This window comes from Microbacterium oxydans (assembly GCF_000956525.1).
GTDB lineage: Bacteria > Actinomycetota > Actinomycetes > Actinomycetales > Microbacteriaceae > Microbacterium > Microbacterium oxydans_A.
Genome location: NZ_JYIW01000025.1, coordinates 42,528 through 62,441, shown reverse-complemented (window position 1 = coordinate 62,441; position 19,914 = coordinate 42,528). Strand labels below are relative to the sequence as shown.

Below are 19,914 nucleotides of genomic sequence, written 5' to 3'. Positions count from 1 at the left end.
CATACACACCACTGTGCGGGGTCACTCACAGTGAGAGAGGTAGCCACCGCCGTCAGTGGCCCTCGGGTGGCCCAGCACGGGCTCGGGAGACGGCAGTGAGTCCAGCGTACGCCGACTGCACCTGCGCGGTCGCCACGAAGTCCTCGATCGCGCACCCGGTGAGCTCTGCCCCGGCTGCGCTCGCGACCCGCGCCGCGAGCGCGCACGGCGCTTCGGAGGATGCCACCGCTCCGCTCGCCGCATCGGCCGCGGCGAGCGCTGAGGCGTCTGCCGCACCGGCTGCTCGCTGGGCGGTCACCGCCGCTCCACCAACCGCGGCGAGCCCGAGCGAGAGCGATGCGGCCACGACCAGTACGCCGGCGGCGAGCGCAGTGCCTGCCATCAGCGGCCGCCGTCGAGCGCGCAGCTCGATGCGCGAAGCGGCACCCGGATCATCGTGCCGACGCTCAGATCGACGCTCGCCGAGACGCACACGAGGTCGCCCTGGGCCGACGAGACCAGCGACGCCCCGGGGACCGCCCTTCGGACGATTGCCGCCGCCTCGCCGCCTGCTTCCCCTCTGCCGAGCAGACGGGCGGCATCCGCGGCGGCGTCCTGCAGCACCACCTGTCTGGACGCGGCGCCGAGCGCCCCGACGCCGAGCAGCAGCACGAGCACGACGGCGGGCAGCGCGACGGCGAGCTCGCCGGCGACCGATCCGCGCTCACCGTCTGCTCGACGGAATGCGGTGAGGGCCGGCCTCATGACACGCTGAGCGCTCGGCGGACGAGATCGGTCAGGATGCCGCGCACCTCGTCGGATCGCATGATGACGACCAGGAGCCCCGCGAAGGCGACGGCGGCCATCGTGGTGATCGCGTACTCCGCCGTCGCGGCACCGGTGTCGTCGGCGAACAACGAGGTCGCGCGGCGGCGGGTCAATGTCGGGATCGTGTGCATGGTGTTCCTTCTCTCTGGGTGATGCCGCAGCATCCGGTGGTCGTTCACAGCGGCACGGGCGTCGAGCCGAGCACGCTGAGCAGCAGTGGAGCGACGCCGAGCAGCAGGAATGCCGGCAGCGTGCACACCCCGAGCGGGATCAGGAGCTGCGTCGAGAGGCGCGATGCGCGCAGGCGGCCGTCGATCCGGGCACGGTGCCGCTCCTGTGCAGCCGAGGCTCGGAGGAGCTCGCCCGCTGGCACCCCGGCGGCGAGCGAGAGGTCGAGCACCGTCCGGATGCGGTGCTCATCGCCGTGGCGCGACGCAGCGCTGTCCGCCACGAGGCGCAGCGCGCGATCGACCGAGACCCCACCGGACAGCGCGACGGCGACCAGCTCGGCGGTCATCCCCGGCGTGCCGGGAGCCGGGTGCGCTCGTCGCAGCAGCCGATTCGTCCAGAGCCTCGCAGCCAGCACCAGGAACAGGCCGGCGACGACGCACACCACACCGAGCGGATTGCGCACGATGACGCCGACCGTGTCGAAGCCGAGTGCGAACCCGAGCAGAAGCCCCGCCAGCGGCAGCCACAGGAGCAGCCGGGCCGTGCCTGCGGGTTCCGCCAGAGCGATGCGCACGTCGTCGGCTGCGGCGCCGGCGTCGCGCAAGGTCTCCGCGATCATGCGCAGGACGGCCGCCAGGGGTGCGCCGACCGTCGTGGCGACCTCCCAGGCTGCGGCGAGATCGACCCAGGCGCCGCCCTCGGCCTCGATCGCGGGGATCAGCGGCACGCCGTCGTCAAGGCGCCCGATCACGGCCGCTGCTCGCTGATCGCCGGTCTCGGCGAGATGCCGCCAGGCGACGAGCGGCACCGCGCCGGCCTGCAGCAGCACGGCGAGCGTCTGCACGGATGTCGCCACGGCATCCGGTCCTGCATCGTTCGTCGCAGCGCGACGGAACCGGATCACCATGGCGCCACCTCGTGGATGGCCAGGCGGTCGTCCTCGACGGCGAAGACGCCAGCCTGGGCGATCCGTCGCCTGCCGCCCGGCGCGCGATCGAGGTGCAGCACGATCGTGAACGCGCTGACGACCTGCCGGGCGAGCGCCGTGGCATCCATCCCGGCGAGTGCGCCCAGTGCTTCAAGCCTCGCCGGGACGTCGCGCAGCCCACTCGCGTGCAGTGTGCCCGCTCCCCCGTCGTGTCCGGTGTTGAGCGCGGTCAACAGCTCGCGCACCTCTTCTCCCCGACACTCGCCGACCACGAGTCGGTCAGGTCGCATGCGCAGGGACTCGCGCACGAGCCTGGCCAGGCTGATCCCTCCTGCTCCCTCGAGGTTCGCCTGGCGTGCTTCGAGTGCCACATGGTGCGGATGCCGCGGCTGCAGTTCAGCGACATCCTCGATCGTCACGAGACGCTCGCCGCCCGGTACCTCTGAGAGCAGTGCCGAGAGCAGCGACGTCTTGCCCGTGCCGGTGCCACCCGTGATCAGGAGGTTCGCGCGCGTCGACACCAACTCGCTGAGCCAGCGATGCTGTCGGGCGTCGAAGGCGCCGAGCGCGGCGAGGGCACTGAGATCCGCAGCCAGCACTCGAGGGATGCGGATCGACAGCGCGGTCCCCCGCGTGGACACCGGGGCGAGCACGGCGTGCACACGGATACCGGAGTCGAGGCGCACATCGACGCAGGCCGCCTGATCGTCGAGGTGCCGCCCGCCGAGTCCGACCAGGGCGACGGCGAGGTCTCGGACCTCTCGTTCGGATGCGCGCCATTCGGGCACCGGCTCCGCGCCATCACCCCGATCGACGAACAGACCGTGCGGTCCGTTCACGAACACGTCCGTCACGGTCCCGTCGTCGCAATGCTCGCGCAGCGGTCCGAATGCGGGATCGAGATGCAGCGATCGGGGCCCGGCGTCCGCCGAGTGCACGGAGCTTCCCTGCCGGGGCTGGATGATGAACGACGAGGACATGCCTCGACGGTAAGACGACCCCGCCGCACGCGCGGTCCTGGGTCACGGCTGTTGTGCAGAACTCCGAGGGGCGCACGGCCGTGGAGGGCGCAGTGGAGGGCATCCGGAAACGGAGAAGGGCGGCGCCTCACGGGGGGAATGAGGTGCCGCCCACGGCTGGCCACGATCGGGGGAATCGGGCGCGCCAAGGCCAGAATGAGTATTCGGCTGTGGTCGAGTGTACGCAAGGCGACCGTCCTCACAAAACCCGATCGACTACCGACTTTCGGCAGTATTCGACACCCCGTCGCGAGACTAGATTCGCCAGGACCTGATCGTGCACCCTCACGATCACACCCAGCCGCAAAGGAGCGCCTGCCGATGAGCAGCCAGATCGACCATCTTCTCGACGAGACCCGCCGCTTCCCGCCGTCCGAGGAGTTCGTCGCGCAGTCGATCTCCTCGCCCGAGCTCTACGAACGTGCCGGTGCCGACCGCGAAGCGTTCTGGGGCGAGCAGTCACGAGAGCTCCTGCACTGGCACACGCCCTTCACGAACGTGCTCGACTGGTCGACGCCGCCGTTCGCGAAATGGTTCGACGACGGCGAACTCAACGTGGCGTACAACTGCCTCGACCGTCACGTCGAAGCGGGCAACGGCGACCGCGTGGCGCTGCACTGGGAGGGCGAGCCCGGCGATTCCCGCAGCATCACCTATGCGGAGCTCACCGAAGAGGTCAAGCGCACGGCCAACGTGCTGACCGACCTCGGCATCACGCATGGCGATCGTGTCGCGATCTACCTGCCGATGATCCCCGAAGCGATCATCTCGATGCTCGCGGTCGCCCGCCTCGGTGCGATCCACTCGGTGGTCTTCGGCGGATTCAGCGCAGACAGCCTGCGGTCACGCATCGACGATGCCGGGGCGAAGGTCGTCATCACTGCCGACGGCGGCTACCGCAAGGGTCGCGTCTCCGCTCTGAAGCCCGCGGTCGACCAGGCGCTCGGCGACCGTGGCGAGGGCGAGCAGCAGACCGTCGAGCACGTGCTCGTCGTGCGCCGCGGCGAGAACGAGGTCGACTGGGTCGATGGCCGCGACGTCTGGTGGCACGACGCGGTGCCGGCGGCATCCGCCGAGCATGAGGCCCAGGCGTTCCCTGCCGAGAACCCGCTCTTCATCCTCTACACCTCCGGAACGACCGGGAAGCCGAAGGGCATCCTGCACACCTCCGGCGGCTACCTCACCCAGGCGGCCTATTCGCACAAGTACGTGTTCGACCTGCAGCCCGAGACCGACGTCTACTGGTGCACGGCGGACATCGGCTGGATCACCGGGCACTCCTACGTGACCTACGGCCCGCTCGCGAACGGCGCCACCCAGGTGCTCTACGAGGGCACACCGGATGCTCCGCACCCCGGCCGCTGGTGGGAGATCATCGAGAAGTACAAGGTCTCGATCTTCTACACGGCGCCCACGGCGATCCGCTCGTTCATGAAGATCGGCCGCAGCGTCCCCGCGAAGTTCGATCTCTCGTCGCTGCGTCTGCTCGGATCGGTGGGCGAACCCATCAACCCCGAGGCATGGATGTGGTACCGCGAGGTCATCGGCGCCGGCACGACACCGATCGTGGACACCTGGTGGCAGACCGAGACCGGCGCGATCATGGTGTCTGCGCTCCCCGGCGTGACATCCACCAAGCCCGGCTCGGCGCAGGTGCCGCTGCCCGGCATCTCGATCGACGTGGTCGACGAGCAGGGCGAAGAGGTCGGCAACGGCAACGGCGGACTCCTCGTGGTGACCGAGCCGTGGCCGAGCATGCTGCGCGGCATCTGGGGCGACCCGGAACGCTACCGCGAGACGTACTGGGAGAAGTTCGAGGATCAGGGCTACTACTTCGCCGGGGACGGCGCCCGCCTCGACGACGATGGCGACCTCTGGCTGCTCGGCCGGGTGGACGACGTCATGAACGTCTCGGGCCATCGCCTCTCCACCGCTGAGATCGAGTCGTCGCTCGTCGCACACGAGGCGACGGCCGAAGCCGCGGTCGTCGGAGCCTCGGATGAGACGACCGGACAGGCGGTCGTCGCCTTCGTCATCATCAAGGAGAGCTATCTCGCAGCGCACGACCCTGCCGGACTCGCACAGCAGCTTCGCCTGTGGGTCGGGGAGCAGATCGGGGCGATCGCGCGTCCGCGCGACGTCTACATCGTCGGCGAACTGCCCAAGACACGCTCCGGGAAGATCATGCGACGGCTGCTGCGCGATGTCGCCGAGGGCCGAGAGGTCGGCGACACCACGACCCTCGCCGACACGGCGGTCATGAGCATCATTTCGGCGCAGGTCAAGTAGCCCTTCGACAGGCTGAGGGACCCACAGGGGCGCGACAGGCTCGGAGACCCAAGGGCGACAGGCTCGGATATCCAAGGGGCGACAGGCTCAGCCGCCCGTGGGTCGCTGAGCCTGTCGAAGCGTCAGGCGAGGATGAAGGTGACTTCGACCTCGACCGGGCTGTCCAGCGGCAGCACGGGAACACCGACCGCAGCACGAGCGTGGCGTCCGGCATCGCCGAAGATCTCGCCGAGCACCTCGCTCGCGCCGTTGATCACCCCGGGCTGGCCGGAGAACTCTGGGACGGATGCCACGAATCCGCCGACCCGCAGGACACCGCCGATGCGGTCGACGCCGCCTGCGGCATCCGCGGCTGCGGCGAGCGCGTTCAGCGCGCAGGTGCGGGCGTAGGCCTTGGCGTCGTCTGCTGCGACCTCGGCACCGACCTTGCCGGTCGCCGGGAGGGAGCCGGCCGCGAACGGCAGCTGTCCGGACGTGTACACGAGTCCACCGTGCACGACCGCGGGGACGTATGCGGCGACGGGGGCGGCGACCGCCGGCAGCTCGATGCCCAGTTCGGCGAGACGGGCGCTGACGCTCATGCCTGGCCCCCATCGAACTGGCGGGCGGCCTCTGCGGCGGCCTTGAGCCCAGAGGTGTTGGATCCGTCCTGCGTGACCGGACGCTTGAAGTAGGCGACGAGGCCGCCTTCCGGCCCCTGCACGACCTGCACGAGCTCCCAGCCCTGCTTGCCCCAGTTGTTGAGGATGGCTGCCGTGTTGTGGATCAGCAGCGGGGTGGTGACGTACTCCCACGTGGTCATGGCACTCCTGTCTATTCCGGCGTCGCGCCGTGAAAGCGGGCCGACGCTCGTCAAAGGCGGTATTCAGGGAACTCCCCTACGATCAGCGTATGCCTCAAAAGAATCGCACGGTGAACGGCGTGCTCGGCGGCCTCCTCGGGGTCGTCGGCCTGAGCGCCGTCGCCGGTCTCCTGGTCACCGCCAGCGTCACGCCCGTCCTCGCGATGACGGGCCTTGCGGGTACCCAGGCGCTCACGCTGTTCGACGACCTCCCCGAGGTCCTCAAGGTCGACACCCCCATGGAGCAGTCGACCATCTACGCGAACGACCCGGACGGCAACCCCGTCGCTCTCGCATCGTTCTACGAGCAGAACCGTGTCCCGGTGACGTACGACCAGATCGCCCCGGTGCTCTACGACGCGATCCTCTCGAGCGAGGACAAGAACTTCTACAGCCACGGCGGCGTGAACCTCGGCGCCACCGTCAGCGCTGTGATCGACAACATCAAGGGCACCTCTTCGCGCGGCGCCTCGACCATCAGCCAGCAGTTCGTGAAGAACGTGCTGATCCAGCAGTGCGAGCAGGAGGTCGACACGGCCTCCGAGACGTACTCGGAAGAGCTGCAGGCGTGCTGGCAGAAGGCCACGGAGGCGACCGGCTCCGAGGGCATCCAGCGCAAGCTGCAGGAGATGCGCTACGCCATCCAGATCGAGAAGGATTACTCGAAGAACGACATCCTGCTCGGGTACCTGAACATCGCGAACTTCGGCGGCACGGTGTACGGCATCGAAGCCGCGTCGCGGTACTACTTCTCGACCTCGGCAGCGAACCTCACCGTCGCGCAGGCGGCGACGCTCGCCGGCATCGTGCAGAACCCGAACATCTATCGCATCGACCGCGGCGAGACCGGCACCTACACGGCCGACGGAGTCGCGCAGAACACAGCGACCGACGGCTATAAGGACACGCTCGACCGGCGTCACTATGTGCTCGGACGCATGCTCGCGAACGGCAAGATCACGCAGGCCCAGTACGACGAAGCGGATGCGTCGCCGATCGCTCCGGCGATCACGGTGCCGCAGCAGGGCTGTCAGGCCGCCGGCCGCAACGCCTACTTCTGCCAGTACGTGAAATCGATCGTCGAGAACGACGCCGCCTTCGGCGAGACCCCGCAGGACCGCCGCGACCTGCTGCGCCGCGGTGGACTGAAGATCTACACGACGATGGACTTCCGCATCCAGGACCCGGCAGCCCAGGCCATGGCGGACATCGTTCCGGCGAACTTCGACAACCAGTACTTCGGTGCGGCCGGCATCTCGATCGAGGTCGGCACCGGTCGCGTGCTGTCGATCACGCAGAACACGCAGTTCCAGGAGACCCCCACAGATGACCAGGCCTTCTCCTCGCTGGTCTTCGCCGGCGATCGGACGAACGGCAACTCCGACGGATTCCCGGTGGGTTCGGCCTACAAGCTGTTCACGCTGATCGACTGGCTCGAGAAGGGGCACTCGGTCAACGAAGTCCTCAACGGCCGCGTGCAGACCAGCATGAAGTTCAAGGACTCCTGCGGAGCGTCTCCGGTGACGCACACCGCCAACACCAAGGAGATCGGCAACTTCGGCGGCAACCAGGGCTCCACCGACTCCGTCATGCGGTTCACGGCGCAGTCGTTGAACAGTGGTTTCTTCGCGATGGCCTCGAAGCTCGATCTCTGCGACATCAACAAGGTCGCCGACCGCATGGGTGTCAAGCTCGCCGACGGCGGCAAGACGACCGACAAGGTCGCACCGTTCGACATCCTCGGTTCGAAGAACATCTCGCCGCTCGCGATGGCGAACGCGTACGCCACGGTCGCCAGCGGTGGCACGTACTGCACCCCGCGCGCGATCGACCGGGTCGTCGGCCCTGACGGTGCGGATCGTGAGCTTCCGAAGTCGTCGTGCACGCCGGGCGTGATCAGCCCTGAGGTGGCCGCGACGGCCGCGTACGCGCTCCAGGGCGTGATGACGGGAACCGGGACCGGTGCGGTGGCGAACCCGAGGGACGGCACTCCGCTGATCGGCAAGACGGGAACGCACAACCAGTCCCAGACCATGATGGTCGAGTCGAGCACGAAGGTCGCCAGCGTCGCGTGGGTCGGACGATTCAACGGTGAGGCGAACATCTACCGTGTGCGGCAGAACGGCTACAGCGTGAACGAGATGCGTTACCCGCTGGCGCGGACCGCCCAGGCGGCTGCCGATGACGTGTACGGCGGCGATCGTTTCCCGAACCCCGACAACAACCTCACGCGTCGTGTGCTCACGAACGTGCCGGCCGTCGTCGGCATGACGATCGAAGAAGCCACCGCGGCGCTCGAGACCGCCGGCTTCACGGTCTCGGTCGGCGCCCCGGTCGACAGCAACCTCGCGACCAACATCGTCGCCGCACAGGACCCGTCCGGCCAGACGGCCGGTGGCGGCACCGTGACCATCTCCCCCAGCAACGGGGAGGGAGCCACCGTGCCGGATGTCACAGGGCAGGCGCCGACGGCTGCCGGCGCGGCCCTCGTCGGGGCAGGCTTCTCCTCGGTCGACTTCGCCGGTTCGTGCAATGCCCCGAACGCCAAGGTCACCTCGACCGACCCGGCCGCGAACTCCGCAGCCAAGAAGTCGACGAAGATCTCGGTGGCGTGTTGACGACGGGTCGTTCCTCGGCTCACCCGGCCCTCATCGCGCTCGGCGCGGTGGGGGCCGCGGGCGTCGCCGCAGCGGTCTGGGGTATCGGCATCGAACGCTATCTCTTCACGGTGCGGGAGGTCTCGGCATCCGCGCTCGCCCCTGGTTCCGCACCCATCCGTATCCTGCACCTCTCGGATGCGCACATGGCGCCGTGGCAGCACCGCAAGCAGGACTGGCTCGCCTCGCTCGCCCAGCTGCAGCCCGACCTGATCGTGAACACCGGCGACAACCTCGGCCATGAGGACGGACTCCAGGGCATCCGGCGCGCGTTCGAACCGTTCGCGGGCGTCCCCGGCGTCTTCGTGCACGGGTCGAACGATGTCACCGCGCCTTCTCCGCGCAACCCGCTGCGGTATTTCTCCGGCCCTTCGAAGAAGCACCGCACGCCCGCACTGCTCGACACCGCCGCGATGGACCACTACTTCACCGACGAGCTCGGCTGGACCGATCTGAACAACACTGCGGCCCGCATGAACATCGCGGGCAACACGGTCGACCTCTTCGGTGTGAACGATGCGCACCGCGATTGGGACCGGCTCGACCTCCTCCCCGATGCGATCGCCGGCCTCGGGAAGCGGAAGAAGGACACCTCGGTGCTCGGCGTCACGCACGCGCCGTACCAGCGGGTGCTGAACGGCTTCATCGATCTCGGCGCTGATGCCATCCTCGGCGGCCACACGCATGGTGGCCAGGTCTGCATCCCCGGCTACGGCGCGCTCGTCGCGAACTGCGACATTCCGCTCAAGCAGGCCAAGGGGCTGAGCACCTGGTCGCACGGCGCGCACAGCGTGCCGCTGAACGTCAGCGCAGGCTGCGGACACTCGATCTACGCGCCCGTCCGCTTCGCCTGCCGCCCCGAGGCGACGCTGCTCACGCTGACCGCGCGCGACTGATCCGCGTCTCGATTGGGCGCGCGAGCGTTTTCCTTGTAGACTCGGAGGGTTGCAAACGGGGTGTGGCGCAGCTTGGTAGCGCGCTTCGTTCGGGACGAAGAGGTCGCAGGTTCAAATCCTGTCACCCCGACCAGTAACACTCAGAAGGCCGCCCCGAGGGGCGGCCTTCTCTGTACCGGTACAGCCCAGGAAGGAGACGGCATGAGCCCTCTGCTCCCTCCTCCGCGACGATTCACCCGCGGCTGGGCGCTCGTCCTCGGCATCCCCTTCCTCGCCGGTCTCGCGCTGCTCACGCTCACGCCCGAACGCATCGAGCAGACGATGCCCAACCTCCTCGATCTGGTACTCGGCGCCGCGCATCGCATCGGGTGGGAGTCGCTCGACTTCACTCGCCTCGAGATCCTCGCCAACATCCTCGTGTTCGTGCCGGTGGGCGTGCTCGCCTTCGTCCTCCTCCCCCGGCGTGTGTGGCCGCTCGCCCTGCTGATCGGTCCTGCACTGTCCGCCGCGATCGAGATCTCGCAGCGCGTCGCCCTGCCGCACCGGGCGGCGACCGTCACCGACGTCGTCGCGAACTCCGCCGGCGCGACCGCCGGCGTGATCCTCGCCGTTCTCCTCACCCTGCTGTTCGCGCCGCGCCGCACGCGGCATCCGTCTCCTACGCTGGAAGCATCATGACCACACCTGCACTCGTCGCCTTCGACCTCGATGACACCCTCGCCCCGTCGAAGGGTCCGATCGACCCGCGCATCGCGGATCTGCTGCGCGCACTGTTGCGCACCGTCGACGTCGCCATCATCTCCGGTGGCAACGAGGCGCAGTTCCGCGCCCAGGTGATCGCCCAGCTCGGCGACACGGATGCCGCTGCCCTCGCGCGCCTGCACCTGCTGCCCACCTGCGGCACCCGGTACCTGCGCCACGACGGCACGGAGTTCGCGCCGATCTACGCCCACGAGCTCTCGGATGCCCAGAAGCACGACGCCCTCACCGCCCTGCGCGAAGAGGCCGAGCGACTCGGCTTCTGGGAGGCGGAGCCCTGGGGCGACATCCTCGAGGACCGCGGCTCGCAGATCACGTTCTCCGCGCTCGGGCAGCGCGCACCTCGCGAGGCGAAGCACGACTGGGACCCGAACGGCGCCAAGCGAGCCGCGCTCCGCGACGCGGTCGCGGTGCGACTGCCCGGCCTCGAGGTGCGCTCGGGTGGGTCGACATCGATCGACATCACGCAGGAGGGCATCGACAAGGCCTTCGGCATGCGCGAGCTCGCCGAGCGCACCGGTATCCCGCTCACCGCGATGCTGTTCTACGGCGACCGGCTCGATGAAGGCGGCAACGACTACCCGGTGCTCGCACTCGGTGTGCCGTCCGTGCCCGTCGAGGGCTGGGAAGACACCGCAGACAAGCTCGACGCGCTGCTGAAGACGCTCTGATCCGCTCCGCCGCGCATCGCGCGCTCTAGCATGGCGTCATGGATGCCCTGCAGACCGTCATCGTCGTCGCGGCACTCGCCAGTTTCGCGTGCTGGGTGCTCTCGCTGATCACGCGCGACACATCGTGGGTCGATCGCGCCTGGTCGATCGTCCCTGTCGCGTACGTGTGGATCTTCGTCGGTGTGGCCTTCGCGCAGGGCGACGGGTCCGCTCGCCTCGTGATCATGGGGGTCCTCGCCACCGCCTGGGGTGCGCGGCTGACCTTCAACTTCGCCCGCAAGGGCGGGTACAGCGGCATGGAGGACTATCGCTGGGCGATCCTGCGGAAGCGGATGCGGCCGTGGCAGTTCCAGATCTTCAACCTGCTCTTCATCATCTGCTACCAGATGACGCTGCTCGTGCTCATCACCCTCCCCGCCGGCGTCGCCGCGGAGCATCCGTCCGCCCTCACCGGCTGGGACGCACTGTTCATCGCGGCCTTCGTGGCGTTCCTCGTCGGCGAGACGATCGCGGACCAGCAGCAGTGGCGCTTCCACGAGCGCAAGAAGGCGGCCGGTGGGACTCTCGCCCCTGGTTTCGCGACGGGCGGGTTGTTCCGCTACAGCCGGCACCCGAACTTCTTCTTCGAGCAGGCCCAATGGTGGGCGTTCTACGCGATCGGCGCCGCTGCGGCCGTGACGTCAGGGACAGGGGTCATCGGCGGTGCGATCAACTCCACGATCGTCGGCCCTGCGCTGCTCACAGTGCTCTTCATCGGTTCGACGATCTTCACCGAGTCGATCACCGCCTCGAAGTACCCGGCCTACGCCGCCTATCGACGGACCACGTCGATGCTGGTGCCGTGGCCCCCGAGCACGCGCGCGGTGGCCCCGCAGTCCTGAGACCACGAGCCCACCGCGCGGTGGACGTCGGTCAGTGCGCGCGAGCCTCGGCAGCGGCTCGCGACACCGGCACCAGCCGGGTGAGCTGCGTGACGTGCGAGGGCTCGAGCTCAGCGAGCGACGAGACACCGAGCAGGCGCATGGTGCGCTCGATCTCGGTGCGCAGGATCGCGATGGTCCGGTCGACACCCTGCCGCCCGCCGGCCATCAGGCCGTAGAGGTAGGCGCGGCCGATCAGCGTGAAGTCGGCACCGAGCGCGACGGCCGCGACGATGTCGGCACCGTTCATGATGCCGGTGTCGATCATGACCGTGAAGTCGTCGCCGACGGCCCGACGAACCTCCGGCAGCAGGTGGAACGGGATGGGTGCACGGTCGAGCTGGCGGCCGCCGTGGTTCGACAGCACGATGCCGTCGACCCCCGCGTCGCGCAGGCGCACCGAGTCCTCGATGTTCTGCACGCCCTTGATCACGATCCTGCCCGGCCAGATGTCGCGGATGACGGCAAGGTCGTCGTAGCTGATCGTGGGGTCCATGGCGGCATCCAGCAGCTCGCCGACGGTGCCGCCGGTGGTGCTGAGCGACGCGAACTCGAGCTTCGGCGTGGTGAGGAAGTCGACCCACCACCACGGTCGCGGGATCGCGTTGATGATCGTGCCGAGAGTGAGCTGCGGCGGGATGCTGAACCCGTTGCGCTTGTCGCGCAGGCGCGCGCCAGCGACCGGGGTGTCGACCGTGAACTGCAGCGTGTCGAAGCCCGCGGCAGCGGCTCGGCGGGTGAGCTCGTACGAGATCTCGCGATCGCGCATGACGTACAGCTGGAACCAGTCGCGACCCGGAGTCTTCGCCTCGGGCTCGCGGAGCGTCGCCTCGCGGACACCCTCGATCGAGGTCGTACCCAGGGTCGACAGCGTGAACGGGATGCCGGCGGCGGCAGCGGCTCCGGCGCCCGCGATCTCGCCTTCCGTCTGCATGAGCCGCGTGAAACCGGTCGGCGCGATGCCGAAGGGCAGTGCAGAGGGACCGCCGAGGATGTCGACCGTGGTGTCGACATCGGGGGCGGGGCGCAGGATGCCGGGGTGGAACTCGACGTCCTGGAAGGCCTGCCGGGCGCGCGTCAGCGACAGCTCGCCCTCTGCGGCCCCATCGGTGTAGTCGAAGGCCGCCTTGGGCGTGCGGCGCTTCGCGATCAGACGCAGATCGTCGATCGTGAGGGCGGCGTCGAGTCGGCGCTTGCGGCCGTTCAGCTCGGGCTTCTTGAACTTCATCAGCTCGAGGAGCTCCGCGGGGTTGGGAACCTGGCGCTGGACCATGGTGTTCCTCTCAGTTCTCGGTGGTCGTGTCGGACGGGGTTGTGCGGGTGAGTCCCGCGGCGGCGTAGTAGCCGGTGATGTGCGCATGCACGAGGGAGCGAGCCGTGTCGGCGTCGCCCGCATCGATCGCGGCGATCAGCGCACGGTGCTCGCCGCGGAGCCTGGACGCCATGGCATCCCAGTCGGCGATCGACGAGACGCCCGCTTGCACGTACGACTCGATCGAGGAGCGGAGACCTGCCATCATCGCCGCGATCACGACGTTGCCGCTCGCCTCGGCGAGCGAGAGGTGCAGCTGCGCGTCGAGCGCGAGGAACTCCGCAGGGGTGAGGTCGACGGCATCCATCGCCTCGAGCATCCGGTGCGCGCCTGCGGTGTCGCGATCGGATGCTGCCGCCATGTCGCCGACGACCGCGTCCTCGAGAACGAGACGGGTCTGCAGCACGTCATGGAGCGGGAAGCCCTGCGCTGCGACCTGCAGCCGCAGCAACGCGGACATCCCGCCCGTGGGGGTCGCGATGACGATCGCTCCCGACTGCGGGCCTGACCCGGTCGCGGTACGGATCAGACCGAGGACCTCGAGCACGCGGAACGCCTCGCGCACGCTCGAGCGCCCGACCCCGAGCTCGGTCGCGAGCTCGCGCTCGGATGGCAGCCGGTCACCGGGGCCGAGGCGCCCGTCGAGCAGGTGGCGCTCGATGTGCTCGAGGACGACGCGCCACGCACGTGCAGGCTGCTCCGCCATCTTGTTCTCCCCGATCGCGACCCTCTGTGGTCTGACCACAGGTTAGCGCGTGTGGTCGGACCACGCAAACGCGGCGCTCCCCCGTCGCCGAGCGGCCCCTTTGTGCGCGAGCGACCCCCTTGAAGGCAGCACACAACGGGGTGGCTCGCGCAGAAGGGGGCCGCTCGGCGATCGGAGACAGGGCGAGTGAGGAGCGGGAGCGAAGGAAAAGCGGCGGGGACGGGGCGGTCAGCCCAGGCGTCCGGCGGACTCCTCGAGATAGCACGCACCGCACAGCGACTCATATGTCGTGATCTCGGGTGCGGCAGCGCCGCCGGCGCCCTCATCGATCGCGACCTGGTCGCCGTCGAACACGAAGCGTCCGCCGATCACCCTGCCGTTGAAGACGGCCTTCCGCCCGCAGCGGCAGATCGTCTTGAGCTCCTCCAGCGAATGCGCGATCGCGAGGAGACGTGCGGAGCCGGGGAAGGCATGCGTGCGGAAGTCGTTGCGGATGCCGTACGCGATCACCGGGATGCCGTCCTCGATCGCGATGCGGAACAGATCATCGACCTGCTCGGGCGTGAGGAACTGCGCCTCGTCGATCAACAGGCAGGCGATGTCGACCGGCCCGCTCGGGAGCAGTTCCTCAGCCACCGACTCCCTGGCGCGCTCACGATGCTCGGCGAACAGGTCGCGTGCATCGTCGTCGGGGGCGATCAGGAAATCGACCTCGCGAGTCACGCCGAGACGGCTCGCGATCTCGGATGCGCCCTTGGTGTCGATCGCGGGCTTGGCGAGCAGCACATGCTGACCGCGTTCCTCATAGTTGTAGGCGGCCTGCAGGAGAGCCGTGGACTTGCCCGAGTTCATCGCTCCGTAGCGGAAGTAGAGCTTGCCCACAGTCGCCTCAGCGGTTGATGCCGAGGGTCGCCGCGGTCGCCGCGGTCGACTCCTCCGCGAGCGCGGCATCCGTGTTCAGCTGCATGCCGAACGTCGGGATGAGGTCGCGCAGTTCGGGCTCCCAGCTCGGGAACTCGTTCGGGAAGCACTTCTTCAGCAGGCCGAGCATGATCGGCACTGCGGTGGACGCGCCGGGAGAAGCGCCGAGCAGACCGGCGATCGAACCGTCGGATGCCGAGACGACCTCGGTGCCGAACTGCAGCACGCCGCCCTTCTTCGGGTCCTTCTTCATGACCTGGGCGCGCTGGCCGGCGTCGATGAGGGTCCAGTCCTCGTCCTTCGCCGTTGGCATGAACGTGCGGAGGCTGTCGACCTTCTTCGCGTGGTTCTTCATGAGCTCACCCACGAGGTACGTGATGAGGTCGGGATTCTTGACCGCCACCTGCAGCATCGGCACCAGGTTGTGCGGGCGCACCTGCGACACGATGTCGAGCATCGATCCCTGCTTGAGGAACTTGGGGCTGAACGTCGCGAACGGGCCGAACATCAACGACGCCTCGCCGCCGACCACGCGCGTATCGAGGTGCGGGACCGACATCGGCGGAGCACCGACGGACGCCTGCGAGTACACCTTCGCCTGGTGCTGGGCGACGATCTTCGGGTCGGAGGTCTTGAGGAACTGTCCGCCGATCGGGAAGACGCCGTACCCCTTGATCTCGGGGATGCCGGAGCGCTGCAGCAGCTTGAGCGCCCAGCCACCGGCACCGACGAAGACGAAGCGCGCCTTGACGTCGCCCGGCGTGCGGCCGAGGCTGTGGCGGTACTTGACCAGCCAGGTTCCGTCCTTCTGCTTCTTCAGCGAGCGGACCTCGTGGTTCGTGCGAAGGCTGACACCCGACGACGTCAGATGATCGAAGAGCTGGTGGGTGAGCGCACCGAAGTCGACGTCGGTGCCCGCGGGCACCCTGGTCGCGGCGAAGGGCTCGCCCTTGCGGCGCTGCTGCATGAGCAGGGGCGCCCACGTGTTGATCACGCGGGAGTCCTCGCTGTACTCGATGCCGGCGAACAGCGGCTGCTTCTTGAGCACCTCGTACCGGTCCTTGAGGTACGCGACATCCTTCTCACCGCGCACGAACGTCATGTGCGGCGTCGCGTTGATGAACGTCGAGGGCGCGTCGAGCACACCCTTGTCGACGAGCGAGGACCAGAACTGACGACTCTGCTGGAACTGCTCGTTGATGGACACCGCCTTGGCGGGGTCGAGCGGTCCGTCACCCTGCGGCATGTAGTTCAGCTCGCAGAGCGCGGCATGCCCGGTGCCGGCGTTGTTCCAGGGGTTCGAACTCTCCTGGGCCACATCGGAGAGTCGCTCGAAGGCGACGATCTTCCACTCCGGCTGCAGCTGGTGCAGCAGAGTACCCAGGGTGGCGCTCATGATGCCACCACCGATCAGGACGACATCGACGGTTTCGGTCACCAGAACAGTCTAGTTCGCAGGCAGGCCGCGACCGACCATGCGGACTCGTCCGACCAGACGGGTTCCGTATCGCGGGGATGCGGTCAGGCTATGACCGCAAGGCGCTCCGCGAGGATCTCGGCGATCTGCACGGCGTTCAGCGCCGCGCCCTTGCGCAGGTTGTCGTTGCTGATGAACAGCACGAGACCCTTGCCATCAGGGGCGGACTGGTCGGCACGGATGCGCCCGACGAAACTCGCGTCCTTGCCTGCCGCGTACAGCGGGGTCGGCACCTCTTCGACGACCACGCCGGGGGCGGCCGACAGGACCTCGCGTGCGCGATCAGGCGTGATGTCACGCGCGAACTCGACGTTGATCGACAGCGAGTGACCGGTGAAGACGGGAACGCGGACGCAGGTGCCGGCGACACGGAGACCGGGCAGTTCGAGGATCTTGCGGCTCTCGTTGCGGAGCTTCTTCTCCTCGTCGGTCTCGTTGTCGCCGTCGTCGACGAGGTTGCCAGCGAACGGGATCACGTCGAAGGCGATGGGTGCGATGTACTTCTCCGGCTGCGGGAAGTCGACTGCGGAGCCGTCGCGAACGAGACGAAGGGTGTCACCCTGGGCGAGCACGCCCTCGACCTGGCCGAGCAGCTCCTGCGCACCGGCGAGACCGGAACCGGAGACCGCCTGGTAGGTCGAGACGATCAAGCGCTCGAGGCCGGCTTCGGCGTCCAGCACCTTGAGCACCGGCATCGCGGCCATGGTCGTGCAGTTCGGGTTCGCGATGATGCCCTTGGGGCGCTCGTCGATCGCGTGCGGGTTGACCTCGCTGACCACGAGGGGCACGTCGGGGTCGTTTCGCCATGCGCTGGAGTTGTCGACGACGACGGCACCGGCCTCGGCGAAGCGAGGCGCATACGCACGGCTGGCCGTTGCACCGGCGGAGAACAGCGCCACGTCGATGCCCGAGGCATCCGCGGTCTCGACGTCCTCGACGATGACGTCCACTCCCCCGTACGCGATCGCCGTGCCTGCGGAGCGCGACGAGGAGAACAGTCGCAGCTCGCGGATCGGGAACGCCCGCTCGGCGAGAATCTCGAGCATCACGGTGCCAACCTGGCCGGTGGCGCCGACGATGGCGACGGAGAGTCCTGAATCGGAGATGCGGGTCATGATGTTCCTTGGCGTCGTGCAGTACTGCGTACGAGGCGGGAGGCGCGGCGTCGGGGTGCTGATGCTGCGCCTGGCGCCGATGTCAGGGTTCCGGCGAGTCTACCGCGCCGCGAGACGGTCGCGATCAGCGACCGGTGCCGGCGTGGATCGTGGCTTCGACGTCGCCGTCGAGTCCGTACGCCGTGTGCACGGTTCGCGCGGCCTCGGCGAGGTCATCGCCACGGAGCACCACCGAGATGCGGATCTCGGACGTCGAGATCATCTCGATGTTGATCCCGCCGGCGGACAGCGCCTCGAACAGCACGGCCGAGACCCCGGAGTGCGTGCGCATGCCGGCGCCGACCACGGAGAGCTTGCCGATCTGGTCGTCGTGGATCAGATTCTGGAAGCCGACCTCGCCCTGCTCGCCCGCGAGCGCCTTGAGCGCAGCAGCGGCATCCGCCTTCGGGACCGTGAACGAGATGTCCGTGCGTCCGGTGGCCGACACGTTCTGCACGATCATGTCGACGTTCGCACCCGACTTCGCGACGATCTTGAAGATCTCCGCCGCCTTGCCGGGCACATCGGGCACACCCGAGACGGTGATCTTCGCCTGGCTGAAATCGGTGGCGACCCCTGCGACGATCGGTTCTTCCATGACTGCTCCCTCTGTCTCGCGGGGGTTCTTCATGCCCTCGCCCAGAACGTACGTACCCTCGGACGACGAGAACGTCGACCGGGCGTGGATCAGGACGCCGTGACGGCGTGCGTACTCGACCGCGCGGATGTACAGCACCTTCGCACCGTTCGCGGCGAGCTCGAGCATCTCCTCGCTGGAGATGTGGTCGAGCTTCTGCGCACGCGGGATGATGCGGGGGTCGGCGGTGAAGATGCCGTCGACGTCGCTGTAGATCTCGCAGACGTCGGCATCCAGTGCCGCCGCGAGCGCGACGGCCGTCGTGTCGGAGCCGCCGCGGCCGAGCGTCGTGATGTCGCGGGTGTCGCGGTTGAAGCCCTGGAACCCGGCGACGATCACGATCGCGCCCTCGTCGAGTGCTTCGCGCAGGCGCACCGGGGTCACATCGACGATGCGCGCCGCTCCGTGCTGGGAGTCGGTGATCATGCCGGCCTGGCTGCCGGTGAACGAGCGCGCCTCGAAGCCCATCGAGTGGATGGCCATCGCCAGCAGCGCCATCGAGATGCGCTCTCCGCTGGAGAGCAGCATGTCGAGCTCGCGCGGTGCCGGGATGGGGGCGACCTCGTTCGCGAGGTCGAGCAGCTCGTCGGTCGTGTCGCCCATGGCGCTCACGGCGACGACGACGTCGTGCCCGGCACGCCGCGTGTCGACGACGCGTTTGGCGACGCGCTTGATGCTCTCTGCGTTGGCGACGGACGAGCCGCCGTACTTCTGCACGATGAGGGCCACGATCACTCCCTGGGATGTCGGGCGGATCCGCCCACCGCTCATTCTACGATCGCGGCATATGCCCCGGTGCGCATGTGTCAGGGGGTCGGTGGGAGCGGGAGGGATGCCGAAGGTCGGAACCGGCCGCCGGTGGCGGCGAACCAGCACCCGACGATGATGAGCGGGAACCCGAGAAGCAGGCCCGGCGTGAGGGGCTCGGCGAGCACGATCGCGCCGAGCACGATCGCGACGACCGGGTTGACGTAGGTGAACAGCGGGGCGCGGACCGGTCCGACCTCGCGGATCAACGCGAAGAATGCCAGGAACGCGACCGCCGTGCAGATCACCGCGAGGGCGAGCAGTGCGAAGAGCGACGGGACCGACGGCATCCGGTGCTGGGTCAGCAGCCCGATCGGCAGGTAGAGGATGCCGATCATGAGCAACGACAGCGTGATGGTGCCGAGCGAGGGGACGTCGGCGAGCTTACGGGCCACGATGAAGGGGGCGATCGCATAGAGGATCGCGACCAGGAGTACCTCGCCTGCCGCGAGCAGGCTGACCTCGCCGCCGAAGAGACCGGGGCCGGCGACGACGATGGCCACGCCGACGAACCCGACGAGCAGGCCGATGCCGCGCGCCGGTCGCAGCACGCCGCGATCGCCGCCGCCGAGCGCGATCACGGCTGCGAACAGCGGGACGGTCGCGACGAGGAGTCCGGTCATGCCGGACGGCAGCGTCATCTCGGCATGACCGAGCAGCACGAAGGGGCCGGCCATCTCGACCAGTCCGAACGCCAGGACCCACGGCCAGTGCTGCAGGGCGGCGCGCAGGGCACCGCTCCGCAGCGCGAACGGCAGCAGCAGGAGTGCGGCGATCAATGTTCGGCCGGCGACGATCGCCGGCGGGGAGATCGTCTCGACCGCGATGCTGATGAACAGGTAGGGCACGCCCCACAGCAACGCCATCGCTCCGAAGAGCAGCCACCCGCGGCGGGTGAACCCGGTCTGCTGCGCGGTCACCGCCGTGCGGCGTTCATCGGTG

At 68.5% G+C, this 19,914-nt stretch carries 20 protein-coding genes and 1 tRNA gene; 7 read left to right on the top strand and 14 right to left on the bottom strand.

The features are described 5' to 3' along the window. Nucleotides 1–52: 52 nt before the first annotated feature. Genes RS83_RS10630 through RS83_RS10610 form a run of 5 tightly spaced genes read right to left on the bottom strand, consistent with a single transcriptional unit; the run spans nucleotide 53 to nucleotide 2,886 of the window. On the bottom strand, nucleotides 53–382 hold the full coding sequence (locus RS83_RS10630; protein ID WP_045279508.1) for a hypothetical protein: 330 nt from the start codon (nucleotides 380–382) through the stop codon (nucleotides 53–55). Then, nucleotides 382–744 (bottom strand): TadE family type IV pilus minor pilin, encoded by a 363-nt coding sequence (locus tag RS83_RS10625; protein WP_052679075.1) that lies wholly within the window; start codon nucleotides 742–744, stop codon nucleotides 382–384. Before RS83_RS10625 ends, RS83_RS10630 begins: the two co-directional genes overlap by 1 nt. After that, nucleotides 741–938 carry a DUF4244 domain-containing protein gene (locus tag RS83_RS10620; protein ID WP_156153179.1) on the bottom strand — a complete coding sequence of 66 codons (198 nt, stop codon included), beginning with the start codon at nucleotides 936–938 and terminating at the stop codon, nucleotides 741–743. Before RS83_RS10620 ends, RS83_RS10625 begins: the two co-directional genes overlap by 4 nt. A gap of 44 nt (nucleotides 939–982) precedes the next feature. Then, nucleotides 983–1,885, bottom strand: a complete 903-nt coding sequence (locus RS83_RS10615) for a hypothetical protein (protein ID WP_045279506.1) — start codon at nucleotides 1,883–1,885, stop codon at nucleotides 983–985. Next, nucleotides 1,879–2,886, bottom strand: coding sequence for a TadA family conjugal transfer-associated ATPase (locus RS83_RS10610; protein ID WP_045279505.1), 1,008 nt, complete (start codon nucleotides 2,884–2,886; stop codon nucleotides 1,879–1,881). Before RS83_RS10610 ends, RS83_RS10615 begins: the two co-directional genes overlap by 7 nt. A gap of 360 nt (nucleotides 2,887–3,246) precedes the next feature. Between RS83_RS10610 and acs the strand changes: the two genes are divergently transcribed. Continuing rightward, entirely contained in the window at nucleotides 3,247–5,214 is a 1,968-nt protein-coding gene (gene acs, locus RS83_RS10605) for an acetate--CoA ligase (protein ID WP_045279504.1), read from the top strand. A gap of 122 nt (nucleotides 5,215–5,336) precedes the next feature. Here acs and RS83_RS10600 read toward each other — a convergent pair whose 3' ends face one another. Both RS83_RS10600 and RS83_RS10595 read right to left on the bottom strand, forming a co-directional pair. Continuing rightward, the gene (locus tag RS83_RS10600) at nucleotides 5,337–5,795 is read right to left on the bottom strand and encodes a RidA family protein (protein ID WP_045279503.1); all 459 of its coding nucleotides are present in this window, start codon (nucleotides 5,793–5,795) and stop codon (nucleotides 5,337–5,339) included. Continuing rightward, nucleotides 5,792–6,016, bottom strand: a complete 225-nt coding sequence (locus tag RS83_RS10595; protein WP_045279502.1) for a hypothetical protein — start codon at nucleotides 6,014–6,016, stop codon at nucleotides 5,792–5,794. Before RS83_RS10595 ends, RS83_RS10600 begins: the two co-directional genes overlap by 4 nt. A gap of 89 nt (nucleotides 6,017–6,105) precedes the next feature. Here RS83_RS10595 and RS83_RS10590 point away from each other — a divergent pair, with 89 nt between their 5' ends. The 6 genes from RS83_RS10590 to RS83_RS10565 all read left to right on the top strand — a co-directional run bounded on the left by RS83_RS10590 (nucleotide 6,106) and on the right by RS83_RS10565 (nucleotide 11,919). Further along, nucleotides 6,106–8,673, top strand: a complete 2,568-nt coding sequence (locus RS83_RS10590) for a transglycosylase domain-containing protein (protein WP_045279501.1) — start codon at nucleotides 6,106–6,108, stop codon at nucleotides 8,671–8,673. Beyond that, on the top strand, nucleotides 8,670–9,608 hold the full coding sequence (locus RS83_RS10585) for a metallophosphoesterase (protein ID WP_045279831.1): 939 nt from the start codon (nucleotides 8,670–8,672) through the stop codon (nucleotides 9,606–9,608). The genes RS83_RS10590 and RS83_RS10585 overlap by 4 nt, the downstream gene beginning before the upstream one ends. A gap of 56 nt (nucleotides 9,609–9,664) precedes the next feature. Further along, nucleotides 9,665–9,741: transfer RNA gene (locus RS83_RS10580), tRNA-Pro, on the top strand. Nucleotides 9,742–9,809: 68 nt separating this feature from the next. Beyond that, nucleotides 9,810–10,286, top strand: coding sequence for a VanZ family protein (locus tag RS83_RS10575; RefSeq protein WP_052679074.1), 477 nt, complete (start codon nucleotides 9,810–9,812; stop codon nucleotides 10,284–10,286). Then, entirely contained in the window at nucleotides 10,283–11,038 is a 756-nt protein-coding gene (locus RS83_RS10570) for an HAD-IIB family hydrolase (protein WP_045279500.1), read from the top strand. The genes RS83_RS10575 and RS83_RS10570 overlap by 4 nt, the downstream gene beginning before the upstream one ends. A gap of 38 nt (nucleotides 11,039–11,076) precedes the next feature. Next, nucleotides 11,077–11,919 carry a DUF1295 domain-containing protein gene (locus tag RS83_RS10565; protein WP_045279499.1) on the top strand — a complete coding sequence of 281 codons (843 nt, stop codon included), beginning with the start codon at nucleotides 11,077–11,079 and terminating at the stop codon, nucleotides 11,917–11,919. Between the two features lie 31 nt (nucleotides 11,920–11,950). Here the strand turns inward: RS83_RS10565 and RS83_RS10560 are convergent, their stop codons facing one another. The 7 genes from RS83_RS10560 to RS83_RS10530 all read right to left on the bottom strand — a co-directional run bounded on the left by RS83_RS10560 (nucleotide 11,951) and on the right by RS83_RS10530 (nucleotide 19,892). Next, nucleotides 11,951–13,231 carry an alpha-hydroxy acid oxidase gene (locus RS83_RS10560; protein ID WP_045279498.1) on the bottom strand — a complete coding sequence of 427 codons (1,281 nt, stop codon included), beginning with the start codon at nucleotides 13,229–13,231 and terminating at the stop codon, nucleotides 11,951–11,953. A gap of 10 nt (nucleotides 13,232–13,241) precedes the next feature. Next, entirely contained in the window at nucleotides 13,242–13,976 is a 735-nt protein-coding gene (locus tag RS83_RS10555) for a FadR/GntR family transcriptional regulator (protein ID WP_045279497.1), read from the bottom strand. A 228-nt stretch (nucleotides 13,977–14,204) separates the two neighbouring features. Next, entirely contained in the window at nucleotides 14,205–14,858 is a 654-nt protein-coding gene (locus RS83_RS10550) for a thymidine kinase (protein WP_045279496.1), read from the bottom strand. 7 nt (nucleotides 14,859–14,865) lie between these two features. Continuing rightward, a complete protein-coding gene (locus tag RS83_RS10545) occupies nucleotides 14,866–16,335 on the bottom strand; it encodes a malate:quinone oxidoreductase (protein WP_045279495.1) in 1,470 nt (489 codons plus the stop codon). An 83-nt stretch (nucleotides 16,336–16,418) separates the two neighbouring features. Next, nucleotides 16,419–17,489, bottom strand: coding sequence for an aspartate-semialdehyde dehydrogenase (locus RS83_RS10540; RefSeq protein WP_045279494.1), 1,071 nt, complete (start codon nucleotides 17,487–17,489; stop codon nucleotides 16,419–16,421). Between the two features lie 124 nt (nucleotides 17,490–17,613). Beyond that, on the bottom strand, nucleotides 17,614–18,894 hold the full coding sequence (locus RS83_RS10535) for an aspartate kinase (RefSeq protein WP_045279829.1): 1,281 nt from the start codon (nucleotides 18,892–18,894) through the stop codon (nucleotides 17,614–17,616). Between the two features lie 77 nt (nucleotides 18,895–18,971). Next, complete coding sequence (locus tag RS83_RS10530) at nucleotides 18,972–19,892, bottom strand: DMT family transporter (protein WP_082071638.1); 921 nt, start codon at nucleotides 19,890–19,892, stop codon at nucleotides 18,972–18,974. Between the last annotated feature and the right edge of the window lie 22 nt (nucleotides 19,893–19,914).